General features: G+C 69.1%; 13 protein-coding genes and 2 tRNA genes. 8 read left to right on the top strand and 7 right to left on the bottom strand.

Annotation, left to right across the window (positions count from 1 at the left end; all coding sequences use genetic code 11):
* Positions 1-91 precede the first annotated feature (91 nt).
* The 3 genes from AC01Y6_RS02680 to AC01Y6_RS02670 all read left to right on the top strand — a co-directional run bounded on the left by AC01Y6_RS02680 (position 92) and on the right by AC01Y6_RS02670 (position 1,026).
* Positions 92-181: transfer RNA gene (locus tag AC01Y6_RS02680), tRNA-Ser, on the top strand.
* Between the two features lie 7 nt (positions 182-188).
* Positions 189-281: transfer RNA gene (locus tag AC01Y6_RS02675), tRNA-Ser, on the top strand.
* 28 nt (positions 282-309) lie between these two features.
* On the top strand, positions 310-1,026 hold the full coding sequence (locus tag AC01Y6_RS02670; RefSeq protein ID WP_428721197.1) for a DNA/RNA nuclease SfsA: 717 nt from the start codon (positions 310-312) through the stop codon (positions 1,024-1,026).
* On the opposite strand, the gene AC01Y6_RS02665 is transcribed toward AC01Y6_RS02670, so the two are convergent.
* Entirely contained in the window at positions 974-1,720 is a 747-nt protein-coding gene (locus AC01Y6_RS02665) for a ZIP family metal transporter (RefSeq protein WP_428721196.1), read from the bottom strand. The two genes, AC01Y6_RS02670 and AC01Y6_RS02665, sit on opposite strands and share 53 nt — an antisense overlap.
* Before the next feature lie 10 nt (positions 1,721-1,730).
* Entirely contained in the window at positions 1,731-2,423 is a 693-nt protein-coding gene (locus AC01Y6_RS02660; RefSeq protein ID WP_347240538.1) for an alpha/beta hydrolase, read from the bottom strand.
* 55 nt (positions 2,424-2,478) lie between these two features.
* On the opposite strand from AC01Y6_RS02660, the gene AC01Y6_RS02655 reads away from it, so the two are divergent.
* Positions 2,479-3,261 (top strand): DUF4388 domain-containing protein, encoded by a 783-nt coding sequence (locus tag AC01Y6_RS02655; RefSeq protein ID WP_476670105.1) that lies wholly within the window; start codon positions 2,479-2,481, stop codon positions 3,259-3,261.
* A gap of 2 nt (positions 3,262-3,263) precedes the next feature.
* Positions 3,264-4,619 (top strand): alanine/glycine:cation symporter family protein, encoded by a 1,356-nt coding sequence (locus AC01Y6_RS02650; RefSeq protein ID WP_476670103.1) that lies wholly within the window; start codon positions 3,264-3,266, stop codon positions 4,617-4,619.
* A gap of 99 nt (positions 4,620-4,718) precedes the next feature.
* Here AC01Y6_RS02650 and AC01Y6_RS02645 read toward each other — a convergent pair whose 3' ends face one another.
* Together AC01Y6_RS02645 and AC01Y6_RS02640 are read right to left on the bottom strand one after the other, a co-directional pair.
* Positions 4,719-5,225, bottom strand: coding sequence for a ubiquitin-like small modifier protein 1 (locus tag AC01Y6_RS02645; RefSeq protein ID WP_476670101.1), 507 nt, complete (start codon positions 5,223-5,225; stop codon positions 4,719-4,721).
* Positions 5,226-5,360: 135 nt separating this feature from the next.
* Positions 5,361-7,187 carry an aldehyde ferredoxin oxidoreductase family protein gene (locus AC01Y6_RS02640; protein ID WP_476670100.1) on the bottom strand — a complete coding sequence of 609 codons (1,827 nt, stop codon included), beginning with the start codon at positions 7,185-7,187 and terminating at the stop codon, positions 5,361-5,363.
* 108 nt (positions 7,188-7,295) lie between these two features.
* Between AC01Y6_RS02640 and AC01Y6_RS02635 the strand changes: the two genes are divergently transcribed.
* Positions 7,296-8,204, top strand: coding sequence for a carbohydrate kinase family protein (locus AC01Y6_RS02635; protein WP_476670099.1), 909 nt, complete (start codon positions 7,296-7,298; stop codon positions 8,202-8,204).
* On the opposite strand, the gene AC01Y6_RS02630 is transcribed toward AC01Y6_RS02635, so the two are convergent.
* Entirely contained in the window at positions 8,193-9,152 is a 960-nt protein-coding gene (locus tag AC01Y6_RS02630) for a quinone oxidoreductase family protein (RefSeq protein ID WP_476670098.1), read from the bottom strand. The two genes, AC01Y6_RS02635 and AC01Y6_RS02630, sit on opposite strands and share 12 nt — an antisense overlap.
* Before the next feature lie 212 nt (positions 9,153-9,364).
* On the opposite strand from AC01Y6_RS02630, the gene AC01Y6_RS02625 reads away from it, so the two are divergent.
* Together AC01Y6_RS02625 and AC01Y6_RS02620 are read left to right on the top strand one after the other, a co-directional pair.
* Positions 9,365-9,682 (top strand): glucodextranase DOMON-like domain-containing protein, encoded by a 318-nt coding sequence (locus AC01Y6_RS02625; protein WP_476670097.1) that lies wholly within the window; start codon positions 9,365-9,367, stop codon positions 9,680-9,682.
* Between the two features lie 134 nt (positions 9,683-9,816).
* Positions 9,817-10,482, top strand: a complete 666-nt coding sequence (locus tag AC01Y6_RS02620) for a hypothetical protein (RefSeq protein WP_428721189.1) — start codon at positions 9,817-9,819, stop codon at positions 10,480-10,482.
* On the opposite strand, the gene AC01Y6_RS02615 is transcribed toward AC01Y6_RS02620, so the two are convergent.
* A complete protein-coding gene (locus tag AC01Y6_RS02615) occupies positions 10,479-10,946 on the bottom strand; it encodes an NUDIX hydrolase (protein WP_347240527.1) in 468 nt (155 codons plus the stop codon). The two genes, AC01Y6_RS02620 and AC01Y6_RS02615, sit on opposite strands and share 4 nt — an antisense overlap.
* Complete coding sequence (gene prfA / locus AC01Y6_RS02610) at positions 10,946-12,010, bottom strand: peptide chain release factor 1 (protein ID WP_347240526.1); 1,065 nt, start codon at positions 12,008-12,010, stop codon at positions 10,946-10,948. The genes AC01Y6_RS02615 and prfA overlap by 1 nt, the downstream gene beginning before the upstream one ends.
* Positions 12,011-12,070: the final 60 nt, after the last annotated feature.

Raw genomic sequence — 12,070 nt, 5'->3', positions numbered from 1 at the left:
CTCATCGCCGTTGAGGACTTGCGGAGACAAAACCACAAGCCCTTGACAGGGAGAGGGCCTTGCCCCATAGTAAGGCTTGCGGCCATACCTTGGAGGGTTGGCCGAGCGGTTGAAGGCGGCGGTCTTGAAAACCGCTGTGGGGTCTTCCCCACCGGGGGTTCGAATCCCTCACCCTCCGCCAGAGGCTTGGAGAGGTGGCCGAGTGGTCTAAGGCGGCACCCTGCTAAGGTGTTGCACCGGGAAAACCGGTGCCGCGGGTTCGAATCCCGCCCTCTCCGCCAAGCGCCCGGGGCTTCCCGGGCCTTTTCCTTGGCCGTGGTGCCCTTACCCCCTCTTTCCCCTTGCCGCCTCCTGAGGCGGCGGAACCGCTTCCTGGTGGAGGCGGACGTGGGGCCTTTGCACCTTCCCAACAGCGGCCGCATGGCCGAGCTCCTCCTGCCCGGCACCCCGTGCCACTACCACCCTAGGCCCACCCCCAAGACCCTGGGGCGCCTCTACCTGGTGGAGCGGGAAGGCGTCCTGGTGGGGGTGGACGCCTCCCTGGCCGCCCGGGTCCTCGAGGCCCTCCTGCAAGAGGGCTTCTTCGGGCCCCTGGAGGCCCTGAAAAGGGAAGTCCCCGTGGCGGGGGAGAGGCTGGACTTCCGGGCGAGGCTTGGGGGAAAGGAGGCCTTCCTGGAGGCCAAGAACTGCAACCGGGTGGAGGAGGGCCTCGCCCTCTTCCCCGATGCCCCTACCGCAAGGGGCGCCCGGCACCTCCGCCTCCTCGCCCGCCTCGCCCGGGAGGGCTACGGGGCCTTCGCCGTCTGGGTGGTGCAGCACCCCCTGGCCCAGGCCTTCGCCCTGGACCCCGAGGACCGGGCCCTCCTCCAGGCGGCCCAGGAGGCCCTGGAGGCCGGGGTCTCGCTCCTCGCCTTCCGGGTGCGCCCCACCCTGGAAGCCCTCCGCCTCGAGGCCCCCCTCCCCTGGGTCTGGCTTAGCCCCCAAGGAGGATCTGGAAGGCCACCATCAGGGCCGCGGAGAGGGTGAGGACCGTGGCCACCTCCTCGGCCCTGGCCTCTTTGAGGGCGTCCGGGAGGATCTCGGCCACCGCCATCCAGATCATGGCCCCGGCGGCGAAGCCGAGCCCCACGGGCAGGGCGGGCTTGAAGGCCTCCACGAAGAGGAAGGCGGGCACGGCCATGAGGGGCTGGGGAAGGCTGGAGAAGACGCTCCACAGGGCGGCCCCGAGCACGCTCACCCCCCGCGGGATCAGCACCAGGCTGATGGCGAGCCCCTCGGGAATGTTGTGCACGGCGATGGCCAGGGTGATGAAGACCCCTAAGGCCTCCCCACCCCCGAAGGCCACCCCCACCCCCACCCCCTCGGCGAAGGAGTGGAGGGTCATGATGCCCACGATCAGGAGGGCCTTGCGGGCGTCCAGGCCGTTTAGGGCGCCGAAGCTCACGTCCCGGCCCCGGAGGTAGCGGTGGGAGAGGAGGATGAAGAGGAGGCCAAGGCCCACGCCCAAGAGGGTCCGCCCCAGGCTGTAGTTCACCCCCTCGTAAACCAGGCCGAAGCTCGCGGCCAGCATGAGCCCGGCGGCGGCGGCGTTGGCCAGGCCCAGGTGCCGGCTTAGGACCTTCCGGGTGAAGAGAAAGGGAAGGGCTCCTAACCCCGTGGCGATGGCGGTGAGAAGGGCGTAGAGGAAGACGCTTAGGGGAGAGACGGGCAGGGCGTCCATGGCCTCCAGTTTATTGCAAGTGATTACTAATCGCAACTAGCCAGTTCCGCACCGCCCGGGCCACCTCCTCCCGGTCCCGGTCCAGGAGGAGGTCGTGGCCGCTTTCCGGGAAGACGAGGTAGTCCTTTGGGGCGCTCCCCAGAAGCTCAAAGTACCGGCGCACCCCCTTCACCACCCGGTCCTTTCCCGCCTCCACCACCAAGGCCCGCGCCCGCACCCGGGGCAGGACCTCCGGGGTCTTCCGCATGAGGGCGAGGAGCTCCCCCACCGCCCGGGTGGGAAAGTAGGGGTAGTTGGGGTTGCCTTTCCGGAGCTCGGGGTCCTCTATGGAGCGAGGACCAGGAAAGCGGGGGATGAGCCAGGAGAGGTAGGGGGCCAGGGGCGCCAAGGGGTTTTTCAGGGCGAAGGCGGGGGCCAGGGCCACGAGGGCCTGGGTGGGATGGCGGGCGGCGAGGTGGGCGGCGAGGAGCCCCCCCATGGAGAGCCCCACCACTCCCCGGGGCTCGGGGAGCCCCAGGTAGGCTCTTTCCGCCGCCAAGAGCCAGTCCTGAAAGCGCACCCTAAGGAGGTCCTCAGGGCTCGTGCCGTGGCCAGGAAGGGCGGGCTGGCTCACGGCAAAGCCCGCCTCCTTAAGCCTTTCCGGCAGGGGGCCCAGGGTGAGGACGGGGTGGGAGGTGAACCCGTGGAGGAGGAGAAGGCGCATGCCCCAGCATACCCCTCCTGGACGCCAAGGGAGGAGCGTGGTAAAACGGGGGGGAATGCTTGCGGGCAACCTCGCGGAGTTTCCCTTCCCCTCCCTGGTAGGCGCCCTCATGAGTGCCGGGCGCACCGGGCGGCTTGTCCTCAAGCCCCCCTTTCTGGAGGCGGAGGTCTACCTCCGGGGAGGCCAGGTGGTCCACGCCAGGGTCCAGGCGGGGGAGCGCTCCTTGGAGGGGGAAGAGGCCTTGGACCTCCTGGTGGGCCTCAGGCGGGCTCCCTTCACCTTTGAGCCCGAGGCCCTTCCCCCCCATACCACCCTCCTGGGCGGGCTCGCCGTACCCGCCCGCCTCGCCGAGGCCCAGGCGGCGTGGCAAGGGCTCAGCCTGCCCAGCGACTGGGGCTATGTTCTTCGCCTGAACCCTAAGGGTGGGGAGGCGGAGCTTTCTCCAGAGACCCTCCGGTTGCTGGCCCAGGTGGAGGGGAAAACCATCGCCCAAGTCCTCACGGCCCCGGGGGTCTTGCGCCTGGCCCGGTTCCTGCACACCCTCTTGCAGGTGCAGGCCCTCGAGGCCGTCCCCCGGGTGGAGGTGCCCCCGGTTTCCCTCCTGGTCCTTCCCATCTACGGTCCAGGCTCCGGGGTGGCCTACGTGGACGAGGCGCTGTACGCGGAGTGGGCCCGGGCCATCCGCCACGGCTTCCGCCTGCGCCTTCTGGGGCGGGAGGCGGCGATGGAGGTGCGTCCCAGGCCCAACATTCCCGGGCGGCTCGGGCTTCTGGAGGAGGACTTAAAGCGCCTCCGCCTCCGCCGGGGGGATAAGGTGGAGGCGGTGCCGGAGGTGTAGGTATGGACATCCTGGCCCTGAACGAGTATCTTAACCGGATCGTTTATGGCTTCCCCATGAAGCTGGTCTACCTCCTGGTGGGGGCTTATCTGGTTATATTCCAGATCCGCTGGTTCCAAGCCCCCCTCCGGATGCTCCGGGTTTCCTTCGCCGAAACCTTTGGGGCCATCCGCGAGCGGGCCTTTGGCTTCGGCGGCCAGATCACCCCCTTCCAGGCCACCATGGTGGCCCTTTCGGCCACCTTGGGTACCGGGCACCTCCTGGGCATGCTGGCGGCGGTGCTCCTCGGGGGACCGGGGGCCGTCTTCTGGATGTGGGTGGGCTACTTCTTCGGCACCGGGACCAAGTTCGCCGAGGCCACCTTGGCCGTCCACTTCCGCCGCCGCTTCGCCGACGGCTCCGTCTCCGGGGGGCCCATGTACTACCTTTCCCGGGGGCTTCCCCGCCTCCGCTTCCTGGGCCACCTCTTCGCCCTCTTCGCCGCCCTAGCCGCCTTCGGCATCGGCAACCTTTCCCAGGCCGGGGCCGTGGGGGGGGCCCTCGCTCCCCTGGGGGCGCCTCCCGCCCTGGTGGGCCTCTTCCTGGCCCTCCTGGTGGGGGTGGTCCTGGGGGGAGGGATCGTGTGGGTGGCCCGGTTCGCCCAGGTGGTGGTGCCCCTGAAGCTCCTCCTCTTCCTGGTGGCGGTGGGGCCCCTCGTGGTTCTTTACGGGGCCCGGATCCCCGAGGCCTTGGCCCTCGTCCTCCAGGCCGCCTTCAGCCCGGAGGCCGCCCTGGGGGGAGCGGCGGGCTACAGCCTCTTCGCCGCCCTCAACGCCGGGCTTGGCCGGGGCATCTTCGCCAACGAGGCGGGCCTCGGTTCGGCCCCCATCGCCCACGCCCAGGCCCAGGTGGACCACCCCGTGCGCCAGGGCTTCTGGGGGGTCACGGAGATGTTCGTGAGCTTCCTGGTGACCTCCCTCACCGCCCTCACCTTCGTCGCCTCCGGGCTTTGGCAGAAGGGGGGAAGCGCCGCCGAGGCCGCCCAGGCCCTCTTCCAGGCGCACCCCTTGGGCGGGGCGATCCTGGCCCTCACCGTGGCGGTCTTCGCCCTCGGGACCATGGTCTCCTGGGGGTTTTACGGGGAGGAGGCCGCGGCCTTCCTCTTCGGGGAAGGGATCCGCTGGCCCTACCGCCTCGCCTTCGCCACCTTGGCCTTCGTGGGTCCTTTGGGGGGCCTCGAGGCCTTCCTGGCGGTCTCCGACACCCTGAACGGCCTCATGGCCATTCCCAACCTCCTGGGGCTCGTCCTTTTGGGCGGGGTGGTGGGCCGCCTGGTCTACGGGTTCTTCCGCGGGGAGCCCTGGGTGCCGCCTCGGTAGCGCCCTTCCCGGGCCTTTCTCGCTCTTTCGCCCAAGCCGAAGAAGGGGTTTGGCTTTACAACATGGGATGCCCGAGCTTGGGCTGCTCTTTTGGGGTACTTAGCCCCCGCCCCGGCTCGCGGCGAAGGCGATGCGGTTAAACCAGGCCTCCGCCGCCTCCCCTTCCACCTCCACCAAAAGCTGGGGGATGGCGAGGCTCCCTACCCGGAGGGGCTCCACCTCCCGGAAGCGCACCCGGGCCCCGGGAAGGCGGTAGACCCCTTCTCCCTCCTTAACCCCGCCCCATTCCTCCAAGTAGCGCTCCAGAAGCCAGGAAGGAAGCGCCCCGAAGGTCTGGGCAAGCCCGCCCGCCACCGGGGGGAAGAGGTCCAGGGTGGCCTCGGGGGAGAGGGGGGTGGAAAGGCCCTGGAGGTAGCGCACGTCCCGGCCCTCCAGGAAAACCGAAACCCGCTCCGCAAGCTCCTCCCCCTCAAAGAGCTCCCCTTTTAGGGCGGGATAGGCCTCCACCAGGCGGGCGAGCACCTCCCCCACGGTGGCTCCCGGCACCACGAGCTGGCTCTTCCCGGTAAGGCCGCGGAAGGTGGCGTAGAGGTTCACCTTGGGCATAGGAGAAGTCTACGGGAAAACCCCGGCCTAGGGGCCGGGGCCTTGCCCTATACCCTTTTGACGCGAATCCTTCGCCTAAGCCAAGGCCTCTTTGGGCCTTCTTTTCCGGGGCCCCCAAGCCAGCATGGGGTGGTGTTAGTCGTCCGCCGCCTGGGAGAGGATGCCGAGCTCCTGGAGCTTGGCGGGGGGCACCACGCCCTTTTCCCAGCCCCGCTCCCGGTAGTACTCCTCCAGCATCAGGTCCAGCTCGGTGACCTGCCCCTTGGAGCCCGCGCAGTCGGAGGGCTCCTTGAGGAAGCGCTCGGGCAGGTAGTCCGAGCCCTCGGCAAAGCCCGCCAGGTTGTTGTAGTAGCGCTCCAGGTTGTAGATGCGCTCGCCGATGCGCAGGATCTCCTCGGGGGTCACGGGGCGGCCCCAGTAGGCGGCAAGCTGCTTGGCGTACTCCTCGGGGCCTTCGGCGAACTGGCTGAACTTGCAAAGGTCCAGGGAGTCGGTGAAGGCCGAGAGGTCCTGGAAGAGCTTGGTGAGCTTGCCCTTCCCCTCCCAGGCCAGGGGGTCGGTCTTGTAGGGCACGCCCAGGATCTCCGAGGCCGGGGTGTAGGCCCGGAGGTGGCAGGCCCCCCGGTTGGAGGTGGCGTAGGCGATGCCCATGCCCTTGAGGCCCCGGGGGTCGTAGGCGGGGATGGACTGGCCCTTGACCTCCAGGGCAATCTCCGGGTGGCCGATGGCCTTGGCGAAGCGGGCCGGGCCCTCCGCCAGCATGTCCCCCACGCCCTTGCGGTGGGCGATGGCCTCGAGGACCCTAACCTCCCCCTCCTTGTCCCCGAAGCGGATCCCGTCCGGGCCCTGGTAGTAGCCCTTCTCCGTGGCCTCCATGAGGACGGCGATGGCGTTCCCCGCCTCAATGGTGTCCATGCCGTAGGCGTTGCAGAGGTAGATGGCGTAGCCCGTCCAGTCGGTGTCCGTGTGGCCCGCATGGGCCCCGAGGGCCCAGGCGGACTCGTACTCGTAGGACTCAAAGCGGATGGCCTTGCCGTTGATGTGGACCTCCACCATCTTCTTGCAGGCCACGGGGCAGGCGTGGCAGGTGTTGTCCTTGACCAGGCGGTGCTCGCGGATGTACTCCCCGGAGATCTTCTCCGCCCCCTCAATGCAGGTGTGCTGGGCGTTGTAGGTGGGCAGGGCCCCCATGACGTTGGTGATGTTCATGAGGACGTTGGTGCCAAAGAGGGAAAGCCCGCCCTTCTTGGGAGCGGTGACGTTCTTGGGGTCGTTGATGGTGGCCGAGGCCAGGCGGTCCGCCTCCTTCCAGAGCTCGGGGTCCTTGGGCTGGGGCGTCTTGTCGTGGTGGCCCACCACCACGATGGCCTTGAGCTTCTTGCTTCCCGCCACCGCCCCGGTGCCGCCCCGGCCCGCGGCCCGCTCATCGTTGTTGATCCAGTTGGCGAAGCGCACCAGGTTCTCCCCGGCGGGGCCGATGGCCATCACGTCGGCCTCCTCCCCGTGCCGCTCCCGGAGGATGCGGTGGACCTCGTGGGTGGTCTTGCCCCAGAGGTCGGAGGCGTCGTGGATGGAGACCTCCCCGTCCTTCACCAGGAGGTAGACGGGCCTCTCCGCGGCCCCCTTGATGAGGAGGCCGTCAAACCCCGCCCACTTGAGCTTGGCCGCGGTCCAGCCCCCCATGTGGCTGTCGGTGACCGTGCCCGTGAGGGGGCTTTTGGTGACCACGGCAAGCCTTCCCGACATCTTGGCCCGGGTGCCGGAGAGGGGGCCGTTCATGATGCAGAGGAGGTTCTCCGGGCCCAGGGGGTCCACCTTTGGGCCGTTCTCAAACACGTACTTCACCCCGAGGCCCCTTCCCCCCACGTACATCTCCAGGTCCTTGGGGTCGGGGGCGAAGTACTCCACCTTCCCCGCGCTGAGGTCAATGCGGGCCAACCTGTGGGCGTATCCTCCGAGCATTCCGCACCTCCTTCAGGGTAGACATCGCCGCGCGACGGAACCGGGTCCTCGCTTGGATTTAGGGGGATTATACCACGGGGTCCCGGGGAGAGTGTAAAGTGGGGCATCGTGCTGGCCCTGGCGGGAGAAACCCTGGTGGACCTGGTGCTGGAGGGGGAAAACCCACTCCGCTTCGCGGGGGCCTTGGGGGGGTCGGTGCTGAACGCGGCGAGCACCCTCGCCCGGCTCGGGTTTCCCGTGCGCTTCCTCTCGGAGGTGGGGACGGACTGGCTCTCCCTTTGGGCGGAAGAGGAGATGGAGAGGAGGGGCCTGAAGGCCTGGCTTTTCCGCCACCCCGCCCCCATGCCCCTCGCCCTGGTGCGCCTGGACGCCGCGGGAAACGCCCAATACAGCTTCCACCGCCCCTTCCAGGCCCCCTTCCGCGCCGAGGAGGGGGCGCTACGGGGGGCGAGGGCCTTCCACTTCGGCTCCCTCCTCGCCCTGGACCCCCGGGCCCAGGAGGGCCTTGGGGCCCTCCTCAGGGAGGCCGAGGGGGAGGGGGCTTTGGTCTCCTACGACCCTAACCTGCGCCCCCCCGTGGGCGAGGCGGAAAGGAGGGTGGTGGCGGGCTACCTCCCCCGCGTCCAGCTCCTCAAGCTCTCCCTGGAAGACGCCAGGCTCCTCTTCCCCGAGGGCCCCGTGGAAGGGGTAAGGCGCCTTCCCCTTCCCCTCAAGGTCCTCACCCTGGGCCCCGAGGGGGCCGTGGCCTTCCTGGGGGAGGAGGAGGTGCGGGTGCCGGGGGAGAGGGTGGAGGTGGTGGACACCGTGGGGGCGGGGGACACCTTCACCGCGGGGCTCCTCGCCCTCCTCCTCCGGCGGGGCTACGGCCGGGAAAGCCTCCGGGCCCTTGCCCGGGAGGACCTGGAGGCGGCCCTAAGGGGGGCGGTGGCCCTCTCCGCCCTGGCCTGCACCGTGCGGGGGGCGGGGCTTCCCGAGGAGGGGCTTCGGGCCTGGAAGGGGCGCTTCCTAGGGGATTAGGAGGACCTTGCCCGTGGTCCTCCTCCCCTCCAGGGCCTCGTGGGCCTCCTTGGCCTTCTCCAGGGGAAACTCCGCCCCGATGCGCACCTTGAGCCACCCCTCCTTCGCCGCCTGGAAGACCTCCCCGGCGCGCCAAAGGAGCTCCTTGCGGCTTGCGGTGTAGTGGTGGAGGGTGGGGCGGGTGAGGAAGAGGCTTCCCTTGCGGTTCAGGACCTGGGGGTCCAAAGGGGGCACGGGCCCCGAGGACTGGCCGAAGAGGACGAGCATCCCCCGGGGGCGGAGGGCCTCGAGGCTCCCCTCAAAGGTGTCCTTCCCCACCCCGTCGTAGACCACGTCCACCCCGCCCCCCGAAAGGGCCTTCACCGCCTCGGCGAAGCCCTCGTAGGGCAGGGCGTAGTGGGCCCCGGCCTCGAGGCAGAGCCTCCGCTTCTCAGGGGTGCTCGCGGTGGCGTAGACCGTGGCCCCCAGGCGCCTCGCCCACTGGATGAGGAGGTGCCCCACCCCCCCGGCCCCGGCGTGCACCAGGACCTGGTCCCCGGGGGCCACGGGGTAGGTGCTCTTGAGGAGGTAGTGGACCGTCATCCCCTGAAGGAGGGCCGCGGCGGCGAGCTTCGGGTCCAGCCCCTCGGGGACAGGGACGAGCCTCTCCGCCGGGACCACCTGGTACTCGGCGTAGGAACCTTGCACGTTGGCGAAGGCCACCCGGTCTCCCGGCCTCACCCCCACCACGCCTTCCCCCACCTCCTCCACCACCCCGGCCCCCTCCTCGCCCAGGGTGAAGGGGAGGGGCATGGGGTAGAGGCCCTTCCGCTTGTAGGTGTCAATGTAGTTGACCCCGATGGCGGAAAGCCTCACCAGGACCTCCCCGGGCCCGGGCTTGGGGAGGGGAAGCTCTTCCAGCCTCAAGACCTCCGGACCGCCCACCTGGTAGACCCTTACGGCCTTCATGGGGAGAGTTTAACGGAAAGGGGCGGGCGCCGATCCTTGACCTGGGTGGCCCTCACGCCGGAGGGCCGGGCGGCCCACGAGGCCTACCGGAAGGCCCTTCTGGACCTCCTCCGGGGAGGTTAAGTGCCCGCACCTTGGCTTTGCAACATGGGATGCCCGAGCTTGGGCTTTGGGAAAGCTCTTTTGGGGCCCCTACCGCGGCAAAAGCCGCAGTGGGGTACTTAGCGGGCCAGGGGCACTTAGAAGGCTCTCTGGTACTGGGGGGGCACGGGGGCCTCCGCCCCGAAGGCACGGACACCGCCGACGGGATCGTGGTGGGGAGCAACCCCGCGGACAAGCAGGTGATCGTCCAGCTGGAGAAGAGGTACTTCAACCCCGCCCCGGGACAGAGGGTCTGCCTCTACGTGCTGGTGGGCAGCCAGGACGGCTACGGCCCCGACCACTTCCGGCCCGTGGGCAAGGAGGCGGGGCCGTGGAACCTGGGCGGGGCGGAGAACGAGGACGCGCCTTTGGTGGTGGACTACCTCTGACCCGAGAAGGGGGTGCAGGAGGCCATGCTCTCCCGGTACGGGGGCGGGAAGTACGCGTTGCTCAAGCCCTACTGCGTCACCTGGCCCTAGGGCCTCGCTACCCCGGAGGCGGACCCCGGGGTAGACTTTGATTCATGGATCCCGGCCTCGAGGCCGCCTTCCGGTACGTGGAGCGCCTCCTCTTTGGGGACGTGAGCCGCCCTGGCCTCACCATCTACGACGTGGAGCGGCTGGTGGGCTACCCCGCCAAGGGGGAAGGGCCCCTCACCTATACCTTCCCCCGCGCCAAGGCCCTCTCCGGGGTCCAGGCGGTGCGCCTCTACTACTACCCCAAGGACCCAAGCCTCCAGCTCATCCTGGAGATCGAGGAGCTGGAGGGGCGCAAGCACCTCCGCCACTTCCGCTGGAACGGGTTCACCTGGGAGGTGCCAGAGGGAAAGCGGGGGGACCTAAGGAGCACCGAGGAGAGCCTGGGCCCCCTTAAGGTGGGGGAGGACTACTTCCTGGGTTTCCCCCGGGAGGAGGCCATGGAGCTGGAAGAAGCGGTGCGCAAGGGGGAGGCCCTGGGAGCCAAGTACCTCCTCTGTCCCCGGTGCGGTACCCGGGTCTTTTACGCGCCCTCGGTCCGGCCCACGGAGGTGGCCTGCCCCAGGTGCGGCAACGCCACCCTGCTTTTCAAGACCTTTGCGGGTCTGGAGCCCGCCAAAGACCCCCTCGAGGCCCTGGCCGAGGAGCAAAGGGCGCTCCGCAGGACCCTGGAGGAGCTTGTAGCCTACCTCAAGCGCAAGCTCGGCCCCTAAACCCGCACCCCCGGGGGGCCCCACCCCGGGTAGGCGTAGAAGCGCCCCCGCTCCCCTCTCAGGTAGTCCAGCAGGGGTTCTTGGAGGGGGCGGTGGTTGGCCAGCCTTTGGGCGGCCTCCTCCGGGGTGAAGAAACGGGCCTCCACGATGTGGCCGTCGGGGTCCTTGGGGTTTAAAAGCCCCTCGTAGCTCGCCCGGAAGGCCATGGCCAGGGTGCGCTCGTTTTTGCGGCGGTCCTCCACCTGGATGACGTAAGCCAGGTGGTCCACGGCCTTGATCCTTAGGCCCGTCTCCTCCCGCACCTCCCGCACCAGGGCCTCCAGGGCCGTTTCCCCGGGCTCCACGGTGCCCCCGGGGAGGGTGTAGCGCACCTGGCCCCTTCGGCTCCAGTCGTTCCCCACGAGAAGCACCCGCCCCTGGCGGTCCAGGAGGATGGCGGCCACCACCAGGATCTCCCGGCGCATCACGCTTCCGTCAAGGCCTCCAGCTGGCGCTCCTGGTCCGCCCGCTTGAGGGCTTCCAAAAGGGGCTGGAGGCGTCCCGAGAGGACGCCCTCGAGGTCGTGGGTGGTGAAGCCGATGCGGTGGTCCGTGACCCGGGACTGGGGGAAGTTGTAGGTGCGGATCTTCTCCGAGCGCTCCCCGGTGCCGATCTGGGCGAGGCGGGTCTGGCGGAGCTTTTCCGCCTCCTCGGCCCGCTTCATCTCCAGAAGGCGGCTACGGAGGATCATGAGGGCCTTCTCCCGGTTCTTGATCTGGCTCCGGGAGTCCTGGCAGGTGACCATGATCCCCGTGGGGAGGTGGACCACCCGCACCGCCGAGTCCGTGGTGTTCACCCCCTGCCCCCCAGGCCCCGAGGCCCGCATCACGTCAATGCGGATCTCGTCCATGTTGAGCGCAAAGTCCTCCTCCTCCGCCTTGGGGAGGACCGCCACCGTGGCCGTGGAGGTGTGGATGCGGCCCTGGGTTTCCGTGGCCGGGACCCGCTGCACCCGGTGGACCCCGCTCTCGTACTTGAAGGTGCCGTAGGCCCCAGGGCCCCGGACCTCAAAGACCACCTTGGAGAAGCCCCCGAGGTCCGTGGGGTGGGAGTCCAGGACCTCCGTTTCAAAGCCCATCTCCTCGGCGAAGCGGAGGTACATCTCCAAAAGGTCGCGGGCGAAGAGGGCGGCCTCCTCCCCTCCCGTCCCCGCGCGGATCTCCACGATGGCGTCCCTTTCGTCCATGGGGTCCTTGGGCAGGAGGTGGCGCTCCAGCTCCTTCTCCAGGGCCTCCTTGCGGGCGAGGAGGGCCTCCCGCTCCGCCTTGGCCATCTCCTTAAGCTCGGGGTCGTCAAGGAGGCTTTCCGCCTCCTCGAGGTCCTGGAGGACCTTGCGGTACTCCCGGATGAGGCCGATCACCTCCCCCATCTCGGCGTAGCGGCGGGATAGGCTCTGGTAGCGCCCCTTGTCCTTCAGCACCTCCGGGTCGGAAAGGAGCGCCTCCAGCTCCCGGTACTCTTCCTCTAGGCGTTCAAGCTTATCCAGCATACCTGCTTTCAGGATAGCGCACCCAGCCCTTGACCCCGGTTTTAGGTTAACCTAAACTGG

This window comes from Thermus sp. (genome assembly GCF_056332225.1).
This window is presented reverse-complemented; position numbering and strand designations above follow the sequence as displayed.